Origin of the sequence: Enterobacter sp. Crenshaw, from assembly GCF_024734705.1 — a bacterium.
Taxonomy (GTDB): domain Bacteria; phylum Pseudomonadota; class Gammaproteobacteria; order Enterobacterales; family Enterobacteriaceae; genus Enterobacter; species Enterobacter asburiae_B.
In genome coordinates, this window is record NZ_CP102932.1 from 3776778 (window position 1) to 3797889 (window position 21112).

A 21112-nucleotide genomic window follows, 5' to 3' on the forward strand; every position below is an offset into this window, starting at 1 on the left:
TTATGCATCATATCCAGCATTTTTGAAAACTGATTGAACATGCTCCGTCAGTCCAACAAGATCTTCATAGGCGATTGGGCCAAAATCAGGATAATGGTTTTCAATATACTCGTTAACATCTTCCATACCTTCACTGACTCTGAGATTCTTAACAAATGTAGGCAAAATACGATGATTAACACCAGTACCATACTCTTTCGGATGATGGGTCATACACCACTCAACTTTACCTTTATATGATTGAATCGCATCTTCCAGTAAGGTAATAACTTCTGGAACCTCTTTTTCAAATCGAAAACTGGTATAAGGAGGGTACTTAGAGCGATCAATTTTTTCAAAATGGTCATTTATCCATTCATCTTCGATACGGCTCTGATAATGTAACCACTCCAGTTTTCCAAGAGAACCAATGAAGTCCAACAAGATAGTTTCTTTCTTACCTATCGGAAACATTATTTTAACCCCTGTAATTTATCAGAGATCGTAACACTTCCCTGATTTATAGATTTGATATGTTTTTCCCAATCTCCTTTAGGAATCGGTTTTAAGGACACTCTTGGATCGTAAACATACTGACCATCGGTATAAACCTGATGGAAAGCTTGTTCATGTACAATTTTTCCATTTTCATACACATTTAAATTGTACGGAGTCGTCGGCCTTGCTTCAATAATTTTCCCGTGCCCGCCAGCTGCATCGAGAAGCTTAGGTGCGATATCTGAGCAATCCGTACAATCTGTATTGCCTATCCAGGCAATAAACTTAGGTTCGTTCATTTTTTCAATAACACTCTGATTGGCTGGATAACCGGGATTTTCAGGGCGAACATTTTCAAGGCCGGGGATCTTCTCGTTCTGATAGAAAAGATCATCCATTGAAGGAGAATCCGGAACCGGCGTAGTTGTCGTCCAGCCATTATTGTTTGACGCTCCATCACCGTTGGTATTACCAGTATGATTTATCCCTCCGGTTGCTACACTATCATTCCCTGTGTTGGAGGGCGTATTTCCGGTTACAGTCTGGTCTCCACCAGTGTTTGATGGTCCCGGGTTGATGACCTGCGTACCACCAGTACTGGTGATCGTCTTACCTGTCAGGGACTCATAGGCCGCTTTCTGAGCATCATTTAACTGACTGAGCTGGGAAGGATCATTGAGCGAGGCCACATAGATCAGATGCAACTGCTCATCTTGTGACAATGTATCCATTGCTGATGTGGATGCACCAATCCCCAGTAAAGCACCCAGACCACTGGCAACCAGGCGATCACGGCAAGCAGAAATTTTCAGACATCCCTGTGCAGCCAGTTTACCGCCCTGTATAACGACACTCAGCGAGTTATTCTCAACCTCCACCTTCGCCGTTTCCGACGCCATCGCCGCCATGGAGACGCTACCATCCGTCACCGCAGCGCCCGCCAGACCACCCGCGATACTCACGAGACTACTGACCAGCCGTTTCTCCTCTGGCGTCAGGTCACTGGATTTTTTATCTCCATACAGCGCACTGACCAGATGGTCGGTCATCGCCGAGGCCGTAATAGCCCCTATAGCACCGGCCTTCAGGCCATCCGCAGTGCTCCCGCCACTCAGCTGCGTCAGCGCCGCAGCCACAATACCGTGCAGCGCGGCACGGGCTGTCGGGTCTTTCTGCTCCTTGACCAGGGTCGCCAGCAGAGGGGCCGCCCCCGCTGCCGCGCCTGCCTTCAGGTTACCGCCAAGCGCACCTGCCAGTAATCCTGCCGCTGCGCTGCCCTTCGTCCAGAAGGCACTCCCCGGACCGTATTCGGTATTCTGATATCCGGGCTGCGTCTTCAGGAACGCTTCCTGCTCCTGCGGCGTATCGCCCTGCAGTTTTCCTTCTGACGCCAGCTTCGCGCCCAGCGCCGCATTGGATTCCCGCGCTTTCTGCTCCGCATACTTGCCGTAAGCATCCAGCGCAGAGGTAGCCAGGGCCGCGCCTTCGCTCTGGACCGCCAGGTTATCCCTGACCTTCTGCACATCGCCGCTCACGTCCACGCCGTGGTGGGCGTCAGCCGTATCACGGCTCAGGTCAGCAATATCCTGTTTCTGTCCCGCCGGGTTGCGAATGACAATGCTACCGCCACTCACCGCTGATGAGGTCGTGCCGGTGTGGCTCTCTTCTGCCAGGCCCGTACCGATGGCCGGTGCCAGGTTGCGGTTTTCACCGTTGCCGCTGCCGCCCGCGCTGCCGGAAAGCGCCACCGTGTAGCCGTTGCCGCTGGTCTGGCTCTCGTTGTGGAGATTACTGAAACCCAGCGTTCCCGTGTCGAGGCTATTTTTATCTGCAGACGCCGTGGATGCAATCACCGCGCCGTCAAGCTGGGTATGATTTCCGGTGGTGACAGCAAAGCCGCCCTTGCCTGCGAATATCCCGCTCTGTTCAGCAACGCTCTTACCATTCTGGGTGATATTCTCACCCGATGCACTGACGCTACCGGAAGAGGCACCATAACACAGCGGCGGTATGCACAGGCTGAGGGACGCGCCTGACGAAGACTGCCTGCTGTCATAACTGGCCGTATCCTGCACGCTGCTGATGGTGAGATCGCGCCCGGTGTTGACCACCACACGGTTACCTTCCAGCTCCGCACCTTTCAGGGTGGTGTCGCGTCCGCTGTTCACCGTAAGCTGTTCATCAGCATGGACAACGCTGTTCGTATTGCGCTGCGACTGGCTGTTTTCCTTGCCCTTATGCTGTGACGCTCCCAGCTCCACCGAGATGCCGTTTTGCGCACCAATCAGGCTCACACCGACACCGACGCTGAACTGGCTGCCGCTGTTTTTACTCTCAGAGTGGGTTGTGTTCTGGGAGGCAGACAGCAGAATATCCCGCCCCGCATCCAGCGCCACGTGTTTACCCGCGATCTGTACCCCCATACCGGCAATGTCATTTCCGGCACGAACAGAGACATTCTCGCCGGCATTAATGGTGGTGCCCTGCGTGTCGGTACTGTGGTAACGACTGTCCTGAGATGACGCCCCCGCCGTTAAAGACACTTTAGCCTTGATGAGCGACGAGTCCGACATAGCGCCCTGCGCCGCGGTTGCCGCCGACTGGCCTGTTCTGATGGCGGTCAGCCGTGGATCATCGCCGTTTTCTGCGCTGCGGGCAGCCGTCTCTGCGGCTTTAGCAGCCTCAACAGCCCAGCCGCCAGCAGATGCCGTCACACCATACTGGGCGCTGCTGCTGTGGTTTTCACCGTCACGGGTATCCCGGCTCACCCCCATGAGGACATTTTCGCCACTGAGTGAGACCGATTTACCGGCACGGATATCCGTACCTGACAGGGAGAGATCGTTACCGGCCTGCGCGACAACGTTACCGTTTTTGCTGCTTAGCTGGCTGCGCAATCCGTTTTCGAGGCTGCTATCTTCCCGACTGCTGTTTTTTTCATGGCGGTAGCCTGCCGTGGCGCTGTAACCATCGCCTCCCAGAGTCCCCAGCAATTTGCTGCTGCCGCTGCTCTCACTGCGCGATGTATCGCGTCCGGCAGAAACGGATATATCCCCATGTGTGGCTGACAGCAGAAGATCGTCCGTGGCGGTCATCAGGCTGCCGCTGATATTCACGCTGCCGTCACGACTGTTAACGTAAATATCTGAGCCCTGAATGACCGACGCGTTTTGTGTGGTCCGGGTGCCGCTACTGTTGCTCTCCGCCTTGCTCATCCCACCCGGCAGGAGCTGATTGCCGTGGGAACCCCCACCCGAAATGGCGCGAACAGCACTTCCGGCGCTCAGGGCGCTCGAGAGATTCCAGCCGCTATTTTTAGTGCTGTTGCCGTATTTCTCGCTGTCTGTGGAGGTGGTGATATCAACGTCGCGTTTCGCATCGAGGATCACCGTTTCACCGGCCTTAGCCTGGCTTCCGGCAATCAGGATATTGCCGCTGTTGCTGCCTCCCTGTTTACCGGTGGCAGTCATCTGGATATTGCCTGCGGCGGCAAGATGGCTGCCGCTGTTAAACTCGCCCTCGTAGTGCGACTCAGAGGAAGAGCGGGTGCTTCCTGCGGAAATGGCCATCATCTGGCCTGGTCCGTCAAGCGCGAGCGCACCGCCTTCCGCCCCCAGCCCCTTCACTTTATCGACGGTGCTGTTGCCACTGTTGCCCTTACCACGAACGATATCGCGCACGTTACGCACAGTGTCTTCAAATGGCGCTTTCACACTGACCGTGACGCCAGACGATTTGGACTCCTGCTTCATGGACTCAGTGGTCGTATCCCGTCCAGGAAGGATGGCAATGCTGTCGCCAGTGATATCGATATGGCCGGTTTTGCGGGAGGAATCATCCTTCGCTCTTCCGGCAACCACATCTGCCGCGCTCAACTGGACGTCATTTCCGGCGCTGATGATGACATTACCGCCAGCAGTGCCCACCGTGCTGCGGGCATCGCTCTGCGTTGTATTTGCCCCCTGTCGGGTGCTTTTTGAAGACTGCGACCCGATGGTGATACCCAATCCCGACCCGCTGGAGAAAACGCCGGATTTCTTCGTCTTCTTCATGTCGTAGTACGTGTCGGTGTTGGTTGCTGCCTCCACGGTCAGATCATTTCCAGCCTTCAGGGCCACATCGCGCTCAGCGGCAACTGATGAGCCCTGCACCGTCAGGTTGTTACCAGCCCGGAGAGCAACGTTGTCGCCGGAAAGCTGCGTACCTTTCTCACGCGTATGCGTCTCTTCGTGGATGGTGTGAGTGGTTTTCTTGCTGAGGAACCCACCGGACGTCTTTTTCTCCTCCCGGTACGCATAGTCACTTTCCGTCGCAGTGGAAAGGGTGATATCCCGCCCGGCGGCCACGGCTGTATCGCCTGCGGCATAGACATCTGCAGCCTGTGCCGTTACATCCCGTCCGGCGATAACAGTCACATTCCCGCCCGCAGTGATGTCGGTTCCCGACTGGCGAACCGACTCGTTAATCACTTTTTTACGGCCTGATTTATAACTGTCGCCCTGCGTGGTCTCTTCCGCAGCCAGATTCACGTCGCGACCCGCCTGCAGCCCGACGCTTTTCTCCGCCGCCAGCGCGGCGGCCCGGGCGTTGATATCCTGCCCGGCCTTCAGGACCAGGTTATCGCCTGCGGAAATCGTGGTGCGGTCGAGCCCGGTGCTGTGGGACTCGCTTTTCCCTTTCCGGCTGCTTTCACTGGTTTGCTCCGCGTTCAGGTTCAGATCGTTGCCCGCGCTCAGCCCCGCGCTGCCGCCCGCCTTCAGGTCGCTGGCGGTCACGTCAAGGTTGTGCCCGGCATTCACCAGCAGGTTGCCGCCCGCGGTGACGTTACTGCCCTGATACGTGACGGACGAACGGCTGGTTTTCTCCCGGCTGGAGCTGAATGCGTCGTTGATCTGATTCGCGTTGACGGCAATATCGCCCCACGCATTCAGCAGCATATCCCCGCCGGAGGCCAGGTTCGCCCCGGTGACGGTGATGTTTTTCCCCGCCTCAAGCGACAGGCCATCCTGCGCGGTAATCGACGCCGTGTTGCCCAGCAGCGTGTCTTTCAGGCCGATGTTGCCGTACTTCCCTCCGGCGTTGATATCAATCTGCTCAACCTGCGTCAGGTTGTTGATGCTGCCGTCCAGGCTCTCCAGCGCGACCGTTTTGCCGCTGATGGTGGAGCTGATGTTATTGATATCGCCGATGGCGCTCAGGTTCAGGTCGCCGCCCGCTTTCATCAGGCCGTTGCTGAGGTTGCTGATGCTGTTCTGGCTGTCGAGCGTCAGGCTGTTTTTCGCCAGCAGCGAGCTGCCGCCGTTGGTGATGCTGCCGCCCTTCAGGGTGACGTTGTTGCCCGCGATCACGCTGCCGTTGTTGACGGTGACGTCCTTCGGCGACAGGTAGAGTTTCGGCACCATCACCGTTTCGCCGTTGACGGTAGCTTTCTCCCACCACAGCAGGCTGTGGTCGAGCGCAGCAATCTGATCGGCGGTCAGCGAGACGCCAAACTGCAGGCCCAGCGACTGCTGCGCCGCCGCGGCGTTGTCCATCAGATAGCGCATCTGATCCAGATCGGAGCCGATGCCGTTCAGGTAGCGGTTACCGGTCTGGTTGAGTACCACGTTGGAAACGTAGCGGGTATCGAACGCCGCATCGCCGAGGAAGCGGTAATCGTAGTCCGGGTTCAGGTTGAGGCGGCCGAGCATATAGGACGAGCCGAGGAACTGCTTCTCGTCGGTAAACGCCAGCCGCGTCTCCTGCGGCGCCGTGGACGACGGTTTGATCCCGAGCATCGCGTTCAGATCGGCAAACAGGGCGGGATCAAGCTGTCCGAGACCGTTCAGTTTCGGGTTGATGCCGATCAGGTACGGGCTTTTCGGGTTGTCGGAGAAGACAAAATAGCCGTTGTTGCCCGACGGCAGCGGGTAAGCGCTGGTATCGACGCGCTGGCCCTGATAGTGCCCGACGGCGCCGCCCTGCGCGGTTCGGAGATCGGCGGTGGTGACCCCGGCGTTCGCCAGCGCGCCCAGCTGACCAAGGTTCGCGTTGCCTTTCTGCGTGGTGGCAACGTTGCTGAGAGGCGTGCCGGACGCGCCGCCGTTTTCCAGCGCGCCACCGCCGTTAAGCTGCTGCAGCGCCCCCTGGAGCCGATCGTTCCACTGCGGCGAGTTCACCGCCACGGTGCCGGTAGCGTTCAGCCCCTGCTTTTGCACACCGCTGCCGATGGTCTGGTTGCTGAGGGTGTTCAGCGACGGCGCAGGAATCGCATTGCTTATTCCTCCGCCATTCGAAGTCGTCGCCGTATTGCTTATATTACTGGTGAAATTAGCCGTGACCTGACCGCCAGCCTGAATCACCGCGCGGAGGGCTTGTTCGGTGGTATGGGTTTCGTACTGAGGCGCGCCATCCAGCGTATAAGTCACACGACGGTTGTTATCGTTGCCGGAGGCAGGGCTTCCTTTCAGGCTGGATACCTTGCCTGTTTTCCCACTATAACGATAGACCTTATATTCATCCTCTGAATAACCAAACCAGGACTGGTTATTCAGGCTATTGCCGGAAAGGTTCATCCCATTCCCGGCCAGTAAATAACCGGCACGGTTATTCAGCGTAGCGGCATTGATAGTCAGATCGTGGTTAGCGGCGATGCGCGCAACGCCACCTGTTGCGGTAACATCGACCACGGTCGATCCGACCAGATAACGTTGTACTGCTCCACTTGGCATCGGCGCGACAATCGAGAAGATATTACCGCCACCCGCACCACTGTAAATTGTATAAATATACCCCCACTCATCAGGGGGTAGGTCTGTGACTTTTACACGAATGGAGGTCGCGCCGCTTGCAGCAGGGCTGCCCGTCGCGGCCTGATAGCTGCGTGTTTCACTGATCCCCTCGCGCTCATTCAACAGGCTTCCTGTCCTGATGGTGATATCGCCATTCTGCGTCTCAACATTCCCCGACGTGTTCACCACCTGGCTGTTCGCATTCCCCGCCGCATCCCGCTGCATCCACAGGTTATTTCCCGCCATGATGTCGCCGCGCCGGTTGGTGATGCTGTCGGCAAACAGCGCCAGGTTATTCGCCGCGTACAGCAGCGCGGTGTTGACGATGGACCCCGGCGCGCTCAGGGTCAGCGAGCCGCGCGTGCCGGTGAAGCCGTCGACGGTAATATTGCTCCGGCTGGCGACGGTGATGTCGCCCCCGCCCTGCACCGTGCCCGCGGCGTTCAGCGCCACGCTGCTGCCGGAGAGCGTGCTGGTGCCGCCGCCGGTGGTGATTTGTCCGTTGTTGCTGAGCTGCCCGCCCGCGCTGAGGTTGACCGCCTGCCCCTGCAGCACGCTGCGGTTATCGATGTCGCCGCCGCTGCTGATGGTCAGGGTTCGGCCTGCCGCCACGGCGGTCCGGCTGGTAAACGCGTTCGTCAGCTGCAGCGTTAAGTCCCCCAGGGAGACCAGCTGGCCGGTGAGGTCCAGTCCCCGGCTCTGCAGCCACAGGTTGCCGCCGCTCAGCAGCCTGCCGCCCGCGCTCTGGGTCACCTGGTCGGCATTAATATTCAGCTGCGCGTTGCCGAGCAGCGTGCCGCTGTTGTTCAGCTGGCCGTAGTTAACCGTCAGCTGTCCCGCCTGGGTGGTGCCCTGGCTGGCAAAGGTGGAGCCGGTCAGCGTGGCCCGGTCGGCCACCCACGTGCCGCCGTTAGTGGCGTTTGCCGCATTCAGGATCAGGTCGGTGGCCTGCAGCCAGCCGGTGCCGGTGAACTGCGGCGTGCCGAGCGTCAGGCGCGCGCCGGAGAGCAGCCTTCCGTCGTTACGCGCCTGGGAGGAGGCGGTCACGCGCGTCTCGCCGCCGCCCTGAATCAGGCCGTAGTTAAACAGCGCGGGCGTGGTCAGCGTCAGGCCATCGCGGCTGACGATTTCGCCCCCGCTGCTGTTGGTCAGCGTGCCGCTGAGGGCCAGCGTCGCGCCGTTATCGCCCTGCAGACGTCCGCCGTTGGTGAGCGCCCCGGTGGTGATGCCGAGCGTGCTCCCCTGCATTCTGCCGTCGCTGGTGACGGAGGCCGCCGTGACGTTCAGCGCCCCGCCGGAGAGCAGGGTCCCGGTCGACTGCTGGCTGACCGCGCCGGTCTGGCTGAGGGTCAGGCCATTCACCCCGCTGATGGCGCCGCTGTTGCTGAGCGTGCCGCCGGTCAGCGTCAGGTTTTTCGCCGCCCACTGCCCCTGGTTCACCAGCGTCGCGGCCTGCAGCGTGGCGCTGCCCAGCGCGGTGATCTTACTGCCCGTGGTTCCGGTGAGCGTGTCGGCCAGCGTCATCTGCAGCCCGTCGGCGCTCTGCACCGTGCCGCTGTTGGTGAGCGACTGCGCGTTAAGCAGGATGTTCTGCGCCTGCCAGCTGCCGGCGTTGGTCACCGCCCCGGAGGCAATGGTCAGCGCGCCCTGAGTGAGAAGCCTGCCGCCAGCGCCGTTAATCAGCGCCTGCTGCGGCGCGGCCATCGCCATGCGCGCCATCAGCCGCTGCTGCCCCTGAACGGTCAGGCTCTGCAGGCCGGTCAGGGTACCCTGGTTGTTAATGCTGTCCTGGCGCAGCGCGAGGGTGTTCCCCTGCACGGTGCCGCTGTTTTTAAGGGTGCTGCCGCCGAGCGTCACGTCCCCTTCGCTGAGGAGCTGCCCGCGGTTATCCAGCGTCTGTGCGGTGATATCCGCCCGCCCCTGGCTCATCAGCGAGCCGGACGAGGTCAGCGTGCCGCCGGTCGCGGCCGTCAGCGCCCCCTGGCTGAGCAGGGACCCGCCGTGCGTCCAGTCGCCGGTGGCGCGGATGTCCGCGCCGTTCCCCTGCAGCGTGCCCTGCGTAACCAGCTGGCCTGCGTCCAGCGTCAGCATGCCGCCGGAGAGGGTGCGCGAGGCCGCGCCCGTGGTCAGCGCGGTGCCGGTGAGCGCCAGGCCGTTCGTTCCCTGCATCAGCCCGTCGTTGCTCATCTCGCGGGCGGTCAGGGAGAGCGTGCCGCCGGTGATGCGCCCCGGGTTCGCCAGGGTGTCCGCGGTGAAGGTGGTTGCGCCGCCGCTCTGCAGCAGCCCGGTATTGGTTAACGCCCCGCCGAGCGTGCCGCTGAGCCCCGTCAGCCCGTTCACCGTGCCGCTGTTGGTGAGGGTGGTGCCGGTCATGCCCAGCGTGGTGCCCTGCAGCGTACCGGCGTTGGTCAGCTGTCCGCCCTTCAGCGTGAAGCCGCCGCCGGAGAGCCATTTGCCGTTCAGCGCGTTGATAAAGCGGTCAGCGGCGGCGTTAACCGCGCTGCTGCCCTGCATCAGGCCGCTGTTGCGCAGCTCCGTCGCGCCTGCGGTCAGCGTTCTGCCCGCCACCGTGCCGCTGCTGGTCAGCGTCGTCGCGTGAAGCGCGGCATCGCCGGTGGCCACGATGTTCCCGGTATTGCTCAGGGCGTTGCCCAGACCCAAATCCAGGTCCTGCGCCTGAATATCGCCCCGGTTGGTCAGGTCGCTGCCCCGGAGGGTGAGCCCGCCGTTCACCAGCAGCAGACCGGCGTTATCGAGCGTGTCCAGGGACAGATTCAGGCCGCTTCCGCTCACCAGCTGCCCGGTGGCGCCGTTGCTCAGCGCGCGGGTGGTCAGCGCCAGCGTGTCGTTGCCCTGCAGCATGCCGGTGTTGGTCAGCTGCGCGGCGTTCACCGTCAGCGCTTTCCCCGCCAGCCGGCCGTCGTTAAACAGCTGCGCCGCCGTCAGCGTGAACAGGTTCTGGCTGAGCAGGGCGCCCGTGTTGTCCAGCCTGCCGGTTGCGGCAAGCGTCAGGGCGTCCAGCGCCTGAACGCTGCCCTGGTTATTCAGGCCTGCGGCGTCCAGCGTGGCGCTGCGCCCCTGCAGGCTGCCCGCATTGCTCAGCGTGTGTCCGCTCAGGGTGAGGGTCTCACCGCCCGTCACCTGCCCCTGAGCCTGGTTCGCGAAGGTGTTGCCGGACCAGGCCAGCGTGCTGCTGCCCTGAAGCAGGCCGCTGTTCTGCAGGTCGCCCCGCAGGGTCAGCACTTTCGCCAGCAGCTGGCCCCGGTTACCGGTATTGCCGGCCTGAACGTCCAGCGCCTGCTGGCTGAGTACCTTACCGCTGTTGCTCAGCGCGCCGGTCACCGTCGCCGTCACGCCCGCTTCCCCCAGCGCGTTACCGGTGTTCATCCACTCGCCGGTGGCCAGGTTCAGGGTGTTGCCCTGCATGAGCCCGGCGTTGTTAAGGGTGGTGTGGTGCAGGCCGAGCGCGCCACCGGAGAGCAGCATGCCCGCCTGCAGGTTGCTGAGCTGTGCCCCCGTCGCCGTCAGCGAGCGGGTTCCCTGCAGCGTGCCGCCGTTGGTCACCGACGCGCTGTTGAACTGCGCGTCGGTACCGGCCATCAGCCCGCTGTTGGTCAGGCTGGCGGCGGTCAGCGTCAGGCCGTCCCGGGCAATCACCCGGCCGCCCGCCTCGTTGCTGACCTGACGGGTCAGGTTCAGCAGCAGCGCGGTGGCGCTGAGCTCGCCGCTGCTGGTAAGGGTGTCGCCGTTAAGCGTCAGCGTTCCGCCGCTGCGCAGCGCGCCGCGGTTAGTAATGTCTGCCACGCCGAGCGTCAGGGCCGCGTCCCCCTCGACGGTGCCCTGGTTCTCCAGGCTGTCCGCCGTGATGTGCAGGTCGCCGGCGGCAATACTGCCCGCGTTAACCAGAGTAGTGCCGTTCAGGGTGAGCCGGTCGTCCGCCAGCAGGCGTCCGCTGCTGGTCAGGCTGAGGTAGTCGCTGCTCAGGCTGACGCCGTTGATTTCACCCTGGTTGGTTAGCGTGTCGCCTTTAATGCGCAGCGTGCCGTCGGTGGTGATAAGCCCGCCGTTGGCCAGCACCGGAACGTTCAGCGTTAAATCCTGCGCGCTGTAGACCGACCCGCCCGCGAGGTTCGCGAGTGACCCGGTCTTCAGGCCGAGCAGGGTGGTCCCCTGCAGCAGCCCGCCGTTCTCCACCGAGGCAGCGTCCAGCGAGAGGATACCGGCAATCAGCGAGCCGCTGCTGGTGATGCGCCCGGGGGCCGTCAGGGTCATGCGGTCCGCTTTTGCGGCGCCGGACTGGAGGATGTTCTGTCCGCTGAGAGTAATGGCGCCGGCGGTGAGCTCCCCGCCGCTGGTCAGGTCGCCGGTCGCGTTAAAACTCAGCGCGTCACCGGTGGATTTCCCGGCGTGCGCAATCGTGCCCGCCGTCACCGACAGGGCGCCTTTCGCCGCCTGGGTGCCGTTCAGCGCGGCGTTCTGCGCCTGCAGGGTGAGCCCCTGCCCGCTCTGCAGGTGCGCGTCCCGGCCGGTGGTCAGGTCGCCGGCGCTGACGGTGACCGCCCCCGCCGCGTCCGTCTGCCCGTTCAGGCTGGCGCTGCGGGTCGCGGTAATCTGTATATTGCCCTGGCTGGTCGTGCGGGACGCCTGACCGCTGGTCAGGGTGCCGGCCTGCGCCGTCAGCGCCGTCGCGCCGGACAGGGTGCCGTTCTGCTCAAGCGCGCCTGCGGTCACGTTCATCGCGCCGTCAGCCAGCAGGCTGCCGTCGTTACGCAGGGTCTGCTGCGCCGTGACGTTCGCATTGCCTTTCGCGCTCAGCGTGCCCCGCTGCGCCAGGGTTCCGGCGCTTAACGTCAGGTTGCCGGCGCTCTGCAGGGTGCCGTTATTGGTCACCGTCTGCCCCTTCAGGGTGACGTCGCTGCCCTGCGCCGTGCCGCCGTTCGTCAGCTCTCCGGCGTTCACGTCCAGACGGCCTTTCGCCGCCAGCAGGCCGCTGCTGGACACCCTGTCGCCGGAGAGCGCAATGTCGCGCCCCGCATTCACCTGCCCCTGGTTACTGACGGTGCTGCCCGTCAGGCGGATATCGGCCGCGGCATCGGCCCGGCTCTGGCCGTCCAGCACCAGCTGCCCGCCGCTCAGCGCCAGGCTCTCCCCTGCCGAGACCGCACTGCCCGTGGATGACAGCGTGCCGCCGCTGCTGAGCGTCGCGCGGGTATCGCTTCCGCTGCGGGTATTCGTCAGGGTGATATCCTTCCCGGCCGCCACGCTGAGCTCGCCCCTGCCGGTGACGCTGCCGCCGCGCTGCGTCAGGCTGCCGCCGGTGGACAGCGTGGTGTCGCCCTGGCCCGTCAGCGTGGCATCCGAAAGTGCCACTCCCTGCCCGCCCGCGACGGTCAGCGCCCCGCCCTGTGCCGACACGCCGCCACCGTTGACGGTCAGGGTGTCCTGACTGTCCAGCGTCGCCGCGCCGCGGGAGATAAGGGAGGTATTGCTGAGCGTCATCGCCTGCCCGCTGCTGACCGCCAGCGCGCCCGCGCTGTTTGTCCCGCCGCCCGTCATCTGCACTTTCCCCGCCGCGGAAAGGCGCATATCGCCCTGGCTGGCGAGCGTGCTGTTACTGAGTTCCACATCCCGCGAGCTGGCCACGTTCAGCGCGCCCCCGGCCTGATGGCTGCCGCTGAGGGCCACTCCCGCGCCCTTCGCGCTAATCGAGCCGCTGGCGAGGCTGTTCCTGACCGTCAGTTTCCCGCCCGCATCCAGCTGAATGTCGCCCTGGCGCGCGGTGAGGTTGCCGAGGTTCACCCCGACGCCCGCCTCGCTGGAGACCAGGCGGATACGGTTCGCATACATCCCGCCGAGCGCGCCGGTATCCACCGCCACCACGGGCGCGGCGCCCTCGCCGGCAATTGGCCTGACGCTGCCGTCGGCACCCACGCGGTTCGCCCCTGCCGTTACCGTCAGGTCGTTCGCATGTATCGCGGCGTTCACCTCCGTTGCGCGCGCAATAATCGACAGCGCGTCGCTCTTGCTGGCATCCAGCCCCTGGCCTTCAACCGTGATGGCGCCTTTCGTCACCTCCAGCGCCAGCAGGTTACCGCTGGCGTCAAACTGCGGCTTGCCGGTGGTCAGGGTGACGTTCGGGGTGTTGATAAATCCGCACCCGTTACAGGTAATGCCGTAGGGGTTGGCCACCATGACGTTTGCCGCCTTACCGGCGACTTCCGTGTAGCCCTGCAGCTGCGAGCGGCTGGCGCCCGTGACTTCGTTGATGATGCCTTTCGCTTCCCGCCCGGCCTGCAGGTTGGGGTTGTTCTGGATAAGCCCGCCCAGCTGGGTTTGGGTTAAACGGTCCGTGCCGTTATTGAGGATAAGCCCCTCGTTGCCGACGTTATATTCACCGAACTGGTTATGCGAGATGCCCGCCCCGTTCGGGGTGGCAATGTTGACGACCGGCACCCCGTTCCCGGCCCGGTCGACCGTGGTCTGCCCGGCCGGCGTGAGCGCCGCCGCGACGGCGGGTGCCACCGGCTGCCAGACCATCAGGCCGCAGACAATCCAGCTGATCAGACGCTGCGAGAAACGAACGGGTGGGTGACGGGTATCCATAGTCGTAGAGTCTCTTAAAGCATGAAGGCAATGCGCCAGTTAACGCTCACATGATCCGGGCCGAGCCAGTCGGGGTAGCGCAGGGGCGTGCCGACCGAAATCTGGCTGCTGTACCCGCGTCCTGCGCTGCTCAGCCCCACCGAACCGCCCCACAGCGTGCCGGAGGCAAAGCGGTCCTGACGGTCTTTTTCCAGCCAGCCGCCGTCAACGGCGACCGTTGCGCTTACCGCGCCAATCACCGGGAGGGTGAAGAGGGAATACCCCAGCTCGTTACGCCAGTAGCCGCCGTTATCCCCGGACAGGTACTGTTCTTTAAAACCGCGTACGGAGCTTTCCCCGCCGAGCGTCAGGCGCTCGGCGCCGTACAGCCGGTCGGGCGACCACTGGCCGTAGGCGCTGGTCAGCCACCACGCGTTACGGGCAACAGGACGCTGGAAGCTGGCGTTCAGGCTCCATTTACGGAATTCCGCCCGCGGCATATCCCCGGATTTATTTTCATCGGTTTCGGCATTGAACCACGGCATGCCGTGGCTCCAGGTCGGGTTGAAGGTCGCCACGCCGCCCAGCATTTTTTGCGTGTGGGTAATCCCCAGGACCAGGCTCGAGAGGTTGCGCGTGCTGCTCTTAAGCGGCGCGTCGTTCAGCCAGTTGCGGCTGGAGCGCTGAACCACGCCCGCCGCAATGCCGGTTTTAACATCCCCGTTGCGGAAAACCACCCAGGACGCGTTAAGGCGGTGGGTTTTCGTATCGCCCGTGGAGAGCCAGTTGAACCCCTGGTTACTGATGGTGGTCCGGTAGTTACTCCAGGCGTAGCTGTAGTCCAGCAGGCCGTAGCCAGACGGCACGCTGACGCCCGCCTGGAAATTCTGCGCATCGTACGCGCTGGCAAAATCGCTGCTGCGCCCGCCGCTGACAAACCATTTATCCGCCAGCCCCAGCATATTATTGGCGGTGAGCACGCCGCTCAGCTGGTTTTCACCGGTGCTCTTCTGCCCGCTATTATCCAGGCTCACGGATGCACTTAACGGAAATTCCGGCTTGCCCATGAGATTAACGATGGAATATCCGGCCTGCGTTCCCGGCAGAATTTCAATCTGCACCGGTTCGGCGCGCAAACGGTTAATTTGCTCCATCCCCTGTTCGATATCGCGTAAATTAAGGATGCCGCCTGTCCGTCCCGGAAACGCCATTTTCAGCATGCGCGGCGTTTCGCCTTCCAGACGGATCGCTTCCAGCCGCCCTTCCAGCACCACAATATTCAGCTGACCGCCGGAGAGATCCTGCTCGGTGAGAAAGGCGCGGCTGGTGATATATCCCCGGCTGATATACCAGTCAGAAATACGGGCGAGAAGCTCCGTTATTTTCGCCATATCCAGACACCGGCCCTGCCACGGCGCGACAAGGGCCTGCTGCGTTTTCGGGGAAATGAGGGTCGTGCCGGAAAGGGTAATGGTATCAATGGTGAAGCAGGGCCCGGCGCCGGCTGCAGGCAGCGGTCTGTCAGGCGCGGGACGAGGAATACTCCGCTCCAGCTCTTCACGCTGTTGCTGGTTCTTTAATAACAGTTCCTCCTGCTGCTGACGCACGGTGTCCCGGTCAGCAGGAGTAAGGGGGGCTGCATGGCTCAGAGAGCAAAAAAATAACGAGCAAAAAAAGACGGCTTTGCTGTAATAGCGCATATAAAAGGATAATATTTTTTGGTTTTCTTAATTATGCCAGCTCCGACGCAATAGAGAATAGTCTCAAAAAGAGGGCTACTATAATTGGTAGTAATATTTGCGTTAAGTCTAAAAAAATAAAAATCCGTGATAAAGAAGAGTGTAGTTTCTGAAAGCTTTATTATTCGATCATGGTTCCTTCTTTCACAAAATATTAACTAACCTTCCCAATAATGAGATGTAAACGTCAGCGAGTAGTGCTGATTAAATTACCCGTTACACTCATCGTGCTGCAAACTCTGATGGAGTCTGATAATTCAGTGCTGAATATGGGGCTCGCGCGATAACGTCTTTGAAGTTATCAATCAACAGCATGACGATATCTGTATGGGAAAGCGTGGACAGGATAAAAACAGGCAAAGGAAGATAACATCAGGAAAAGCTGGAGCGGGCGAAGGGAGTAGAACGTGAAGATTAACAAATTGAAAATTAAATAAATTTTTAAGTTATAAGTTAATTTATACCCCCAAAGATACCCCCAAAGCAAGAATGCTTACAACTCAACCAGTTCCCTCTTGTCGATAAATCAGCAGTTAGCGAAATGACTGCTAATGGCAGACATAAGCAAAGCAGCGATACCGTTAGTATCAGATTAATGACGACTTAACAATCCTAGCTCGCGGCGAGCTCTCATGATATCAGTAATCGTGAGATATGGCGTTTGTTCTTGCCATGAAAATCCCTTCCGATCGATACGGACCAGTTCGTACTTATCGACCAGGAAATTTACCGCATCGGCTAGAGTTATCCCCGCCTCGATATGTTCCTGAATGGCCGCGTCGTCGTGGAATGGCGTGTCGTTAAGGGCCAGACCGTAATGATGTTCCAGTAGATACGTTAACAGTTGATGCCAAACCTGTACGGGCGACAGTCGTGACGAATCCGGCACCGTGGCCGGTACAGATGAAATGTACATAAGTTGAGTCCTTATAAAAGAAGAGAAGGTCTTACTGGCTAGATGTTTGAGGATAAATAACGATGTAAACGTAGCCATGAGAGCCTAGAGTATCCGCCTCGCAGACTAGCGGAAACGCCTGATCCAGACGCAGCGCCTCCTCCTCGTTAAACGTACCGCTAATACCTGCACGGTCCGCCAGAAAATGCAGGCGACAGCCTTACTGCACAAGCCTTGCACCGAAGCACGGCGAGATGTCGCGCTTCAGCCCCCATGAATTTTGCATTTTTCTACTCCTTATTCGGTGTCAGTTGGTGGTGATGCACATCAGGCATGTATACGGACCGTGGTTGTCACGGCGACGTTCTGCATAAACTGCCAGCACGCCGGAAATTTCCGCGACATCCTGACCGGTGTAATGACTGGCGCTGCCGTACCATTGGTATTTGCCCGTGCAGTAGCGAAAGATCCGGGAATCCGGATGCTGCCGCTGAATCGCCATCGCGGTCTTTTTATCGATGATTTTCATGGTTAGCCTCATAGCCAGCCGCATTCAGCAAAAGAAAGCACATCGCAGCCACCTACGACAAGATGGTCCAGCACCCGCACCTCTACCATTGCCAGTGCTTTCACCAGATGTTGAGTGATGTTTCGATCCTGTTTACTCGGTTCTGTCTCTCCGCATGGATGGTTATGGGCCAGAATCACAGCGGCAGCGTTATGGCGTAGTGCCAGCTTCACCACTTCGCGTGGATGGACTTCGGTATGGTTAATCGTGCCCGTAAAGAGCGTCTCGCATTCCAGAAGACGGTGCTGATTATTGAGATATAAAACAAGAAACACTTCGCGCTCCTGCAGGGCAAGACGCAGTTGTAGCCAGGTTTTCGTGAAGGTAGTGGAATTAAATTGTTCGCCAGGCTGGCGCTGATATTTTTCCAGTAATTGGAGCGCGCGACGAATGGTCCGTGCTTCCGTTACCGGAAGATCAGGAGGTAGATTTATCTCTGACATGGCAGGGCCTTGGATGTAATAGTTAAAGTCGTTTATGAGGCGAGTTGAAGCATATTCTCAGCCATCACCCACAGAGCTCGATTGAGCTTTACGTCTCCATTGATACCTTTGACAGCGCGGGTTTGAGCACGCTGACCTTTCGTCGTTCGTCCTGACAGCCCGCCTTTTATCAAGTTCTCCTGAATGCGCTGGTAAGTGGTCCACAGGTCGTTGCTCTCATCCTCCCAGCGGCGCGGGGAAAGGATTTGCGATTCCGTCACCGGCTGATGCTTTTCACCAAAGCGATAGGTTAATGCCGCTTTTGCCATCGCCTGCTGTGCTGGTGGAGGTAACAAAAGCGACTGCATGGCATCCCGCTTCTCCTCCACCCGGTCAAATATCCCCAGCACTTCGTAAGCCCCTTCAATGACTTTCTCCACCACATTGCCTTTATGTGGCACACGTACCTCACCAAAACTCTCACCGCAAATCAGCCCGTTCTGGCAGACTGCACGAAATAGCCCCGGCAACATCTGATATGAGCTGGAGCCGTCATGGCTGTTGAGCAGAATGATTTCCGGTACCTGCTTACCGGTTATTTGCCCTTCCCGGCGCAGGCGCAGCATGTGTTTCGTGTGCTCTCGCTTGCTCTGGTCACGCACTCGGGTCTGGCAGGCAAAGAACGGTTCAAAACCTTCCTGCTTCAGGCTATCAAGCAGTGTGATGGTCGGGATGTAGGTGTAGCGGTCCGAGCGGGATTCGTGCTTGTCGGTACCAAATACACTGGGTACATGGGCCATCAACTCGTCGTTTGTCAGTGGACGGTCGCGGCGAATCTGGTTAATTCGGCCAAAGCGGCTAGCTAATTTCATGTTAAAACTCCTTTGTAGTTAACGGCATACATGCAGAAAGGCCGCACTTCCGGTAAGAAGTGCGGCCTTTCTGCATGGATTGGAAGTTGCTGGGGTGATTAGGGAAAACTCTGCGTCGTTGATGGAGGCAACGGCTAGCTGACGTCTGGGACGTCAGCAGTGGTTCTCACCACTGCTGTAGAATTACTTAAATCGCGTGAGTTAACCAACGGGGAGCAGGTCAACGTTATACGCGGCAGTATTGAGATCGTTGATTACAGCTCCTGTAACTTCATTATTGTTAGACTGAGGAATGGTTGCTGGTTAACCCTGTTCAGAGGGTGAGTCATTTGCTTTTTCCCTTCTCACCGCTCTCATTTTTCGCCATAAAGCTGCCGCTGAAATGAGCTGGATAAGTGGCCTGATAACTCCTGTCGCAAACATCCGGCATATCTGCAATGCTTTGATAGATGTGAATCTGATGATCATGAAAAGCCATGAACGGGGGCGAACCTTGTCATGTTTGACCATCGACCTTGAGGCGTTGGCAAGCTTACCTCCAGCTACAAATGCTAGTAAGAGAAAAACGAAATAGCGTGCATTATGCCCCCGCTCGATTTCCTGAATATGATTATCGGCCTTCTGCATTGATTTATGCAGTCGCTGGAGTGCCTGTGCATAAGGTGGGGGAAGGAAGGCAACAGGATTCTTAAAGTCATCCTCGTCGAGCGACATCTCAATGGGGACTGTCAGGCAGTTGCCTCTAATCTGACTTGGTGAGCAAGCCATGGTGTTGAGTGCATCGATCTGTTTTTTAAGCGAAGAATCGCTGGCGACGCTGCTGACCCAGTCTGGCAGATCTATTCTGGCACGCAGAATATCCTTTAAAATAAGGTTATCCTGAAATGCCCATTTCATCGCTGGTGCGAGACTGCACAAATCAGGAGCTTGGTTTGCCACTATCGGATCTTTACACAGCGCTACGAGGTTCTGCTCACCGTTGCGATAGAATTGCATGATCGAGGTTATGCGATCTCCGGATTCAGAGAGGTCTTCCTTATACGAAGGCAAACCACTGTCTACAACAAAATATAGAGCGGCGATTAAGCCTAAAACGTACCAGATATGATCGTAAGCGTTTTTGAAGGTATTTTTCTTCCATAAGGCCCCTAAGAGCATAATGACTGACCAGCCAGCAATCAGGCAGATGATCAGATTGGCTGCCGCCGAGGTTGTACTGCCGGTAAAGTTTGCCCCAAACTGAAACTTATCAGGTCCTAAATTACGAAGGTCGGGAACATAGCCCAGCAGGCTCATTACGCCAGGTATGACCCACAGGCACAGGCTAAACCAGCCAGCCGATTTATTCAGGTAAAATCCAGCCCGGATGTTCAGCAACGCAATGGGGAACAGAATAAGGGTCAGCACACCAGATAATGCATTAACGCCACGTATTGGGCTGAAGTTCAAAGGATAAATAACCTCGTTCCCTACACGCATTGGAAAATCATTTATGTAGTGGAATAGCCCAAGACCTTCAAGATTTTGTGCAAGCCCCCAGGCGGCCAAATTGCAAAATAATAAGTAAGGATGAAGAAATTTCAGGAGTAGTAGCATCGGCAGGATAAATCCATTTATAAAATTGCGTGTATACAGAATACGTAAAAAAATCGGTCCACTCTATTCTTTATTCCTCACGAGTGGCATCTCTACAGTCCTAGAGCGCTAACCGTCAGAGTCGGTTTCTGACACAAAGCAATCCAACAAGGAGTGGCTGCACTTAACCCAATGAAAAATGAGATGTATATTATGGTGAACTCACTTAAGGGGAGGGACCTTACGGGGGAGGGGTTTATAATGGCTATTAATACGCAGTATTAATACCTGATTTCTTTGATATAAAGATTGATACCACAACTGGGTCTGACAACTGATTGTCAGACCAGAAATTATTCAAACGAAATTAGTACTTCATCAGCCAGTCCCCCTGACTGGTGATGACATTAATCTCTGCCACACTGCATGGGCCTTTAATGTAGACAGTAATCTCTTTCCCGTAAGTCAACGTTGAAGGTACCAGAGCTACAGGCTTACTACCTGCGTAAACCGTGGGCAACTTCTGAATCGGGCAGTTACCCCGGTTAACGACAACATCGTTAATGGTGACGCTGTCAGTCAGTGACTGAACATGAACACGCTGCTGATGCAGATTCGGGTAATACGGATTCTTAACCTGCTCAAGGCCAATCCTGACCGGAGCCTCTGCGGCGTGCAGCAAAGGTGAGACCATCAGTGCCACGACGAGGGCACTCATTGCTGTTTTCATTATTTTTTCCTTATGTTTGCTGGAGTCGTAAAGGTTCACATGCGGGTCAGACAGTCTGATTTATCAAACTCAGGCAAAATCTTTGCGGCATTGCTGAAGGTGAAGCTAGTGGAGGTCAGTCCGGTCGCCGTTATATGGATATGATGGGATTTTCTGGCTGCATCCCAGAATGCTTCGAAGTTACTGCCCCCGGCATCAGAAACTGTATCGTTTATCAGAAACGTGTCGCTGTTGTCGGTCTGCGCCTGAACGCTGCGTCCATCATCTCCAACGCTGGCGAGAGTTTTGCCATCGGGTGATGTGTACTGAACGAACACATTGTCCTCCGGCGAACAGGCCAGCAACAGCTCAGCACCATTTTTGTTTTGTATCCGGTATTCCGTCACACCCTGCACACTGGCGCGGGTCCACATATTAGTGGCTGCACTGGCCTGAGCTGATGCCAGTAGCATCAGCATAAGTACGGTTTTTTTCATCAATAA

Annotated in this window: 10 protein-coding genes and 1 pseudogene; all 11 read right to left on the reverse strand. The window is 58.4% G+C overall.

The features are described 5' to 3' along the window. Positions 1-453, reverse strand: coding sequence for a hypothetical protein (locus NWV12_RS17925; protein ID WP_033146464.1), 453 nt, complete (start codon positions 451-453; stop codon positions 1-3). Then, positions 453-13850, reverse strand: a complete 13398-nt coding sequence (locus NWV12_RS17930) for a hemagglutinin repeat-containing protein (protein ID WP_101744646.1) — start codon at positions 13848-13850, stop codon at positions 453-455. Before NWV12_RS17930 ends, NWV12_RS17925 begins: the two co-directional genes overlap by 1 nt. A gap of 14 nt (positions 13851-13864) precedes the next feature. Continuing rightward, positions 13865-15529: a ShlB/FhaC/HecB family hemolysin secretion/activation protein gene (locus tag NWV12_RS17935; protein ID WP_101744647.1), complete on the reverse strand. Its 1665-nt coding sequence runs from the start codon at positions 15527-15529 to the stop codon at positions 13865-13867. Positions 15530-16160: 631 nt separating this feature from the next. Beyond that, positions 16161-16484: a TA system toxin CbtA family protein gene (locus tag NWV12_RS17940; protein ID WP_101744648.1), complete on the reverse strand. Its 324-nt coding sequence runs from the start codon at positions 16482-16484 to the stop codon at positions 16161-16163. A gap of 31 nt (positions 16485-16515) precedes the next feature. Next, a pseudogene (locus tag NWV12_RS17945) lies at positions 16516-16749 on the reverse strand (type IV toxin-antitoxin system YeeU family antitoxin). A gap of 21 nt (positions 16750-16770) precedes the next feature. Then, the gene (locus NWV12_RS17950; RefSeq protein ID WP_101744649.1) at positions 16771-16992 is read right to left on the reverse strand and encodes a DUF987 family protein; all 222 of its coding nucleotides are present in this window, start codon (positions 16990-16992) and stop codon (positions 16771-16773) included. Between the two features lie 8 nt (positions 16993-17000). Next, positions 17001-17474 (reverse strand): DNA repair protein RadC, encoded by a 474-nt coding sequence (gene radC, locus NWV12_RS17955; RefSeq protein ID WP_101744650.1) that lies wholly within the window; start codon positions 17472-17474, stop codon positions 17001-17003. Between the two features lie 32 nt (positions 17475-17506). After that, positions 17507-18325, reverse strand: a complete 819-nt coding sequence (locus tag NWV12_RS17960; RefSeq protein WP_101744651.1) for a DUF932 domain-containing protein — start codon at positions 18323-18325, stop codon at positions 17507-17509. A 303-nt stretch (positions 18326-18628) separates the two neighbouring features. After that, positions 18629-19921, reverse strand: coding sequence for a hypothetical protein (locus NWV12_RS17965; RefSeq protein WP_101744652.1), 1293 nt, complete (start codon positions 19919-19921; stop codon positions 18629-18631). A 346-nt stretch (positions 19922-20267) separates the two neighbouring features. Beyond that, a complete protein-coding gene (locus NWV12_RS17970) occupies positions 20268-20630 on the reverse strand; it encodes a hypothetical protein (RefSeq protein ID WP_101744653.1) in 363 nt (120 codons plus the stop codon). A gap of 35 nt (positions 20631-20665) precedes the next feature. Further along, on the reverse strand, positions 20666-21106 hold the full coding sequence (locus NWV12_RS17975; RefSeq protein WP_101744654.1) for a hypothetical protein: 441 nt from the start codon (positions 21104-21106) through the stop codon (positions 20666-20668). Positions 21107-21112 lie beyond the last annotated feature (6 nt).

What these genes read in the sequence shown, in the direction of transcription:
- NWV12_RS17925 (WP_033146464.1), bottom strand. Translation starts at nt 453, where the DNA reads ATGTTTCCGATAGGTAAGAAAGAAACTATCTTGTTGGACTTCATTGGT.
- radC (WP_101744650.1), bottom strand. Translation starts at nt 17,474, where the DNA reads ATGTCAGAGATAAATCTACCTCCTGATCTTCCGGTAACGGAAGCACGG.
- NWV12_RS17950 (WP_101744649.1), bottom strand. Translation starts at nt 16,992, where the DNA reads ATGAAAATCATCGATAAAAAGACCGCGATGGCGATTCAGCGGCAGCAT.
- NWV12_RS17970 (WP_101744653.1), bottom strand. Translation starts at nt 20,630, where the DNA reads ATGAAAACAGCAATGAGTGCCCTCGTCGTGGCACTGATGGTCTCACCT.
- NWV12_RS17930 (WP_101744646.1), bottom strand. Translation starts at nt 13,850, where the DNA reads ATGGATACCCGTCACCCACCCGTTCGTTTCTCGCAGCGTCTGATCAGC.
- NWV12_RS17960 (WP_101744651.1), bottom strand. Translation starts at nt 18,325, where the DNA reads ATGAAATTAGCTAGCCGCTTTGGCCGAATTAACCAGATTCGCCGCGAC.
- NWV12_RS17975 (WP_101744654.1), bottom strand. Translation starts at nt 21,106, where the DNA reads ATGAAAAAAACCGTACTTATGCTGATGCTACTGGCATCAGCTCAGGCC.
- NWV12_RS17965 (WP_101744652.1), bottom strand. Translation starts at nt 19,921, where the DNA reads ATGCTACTACTCCTGAAATTTCTTCATCCTTACTTATTATTTTGCAAT.
- NWV12_RS17935 (WP_101744647.1), bottom strand. Translation starts at nt 15,529, where the DNA reads ATGCGCTATTACAGCAAAGCCGTCTTTTTTTGCTCGTTATTTTTTTGC.
- NWV12_RS17940 (WP_101744648.1), bottom strand. Translation starts at nt 16,484, where the DNA reads ATGTACATTTCATCTGTACCGGCCACGGTGCCGGATTCGTCACGACTG.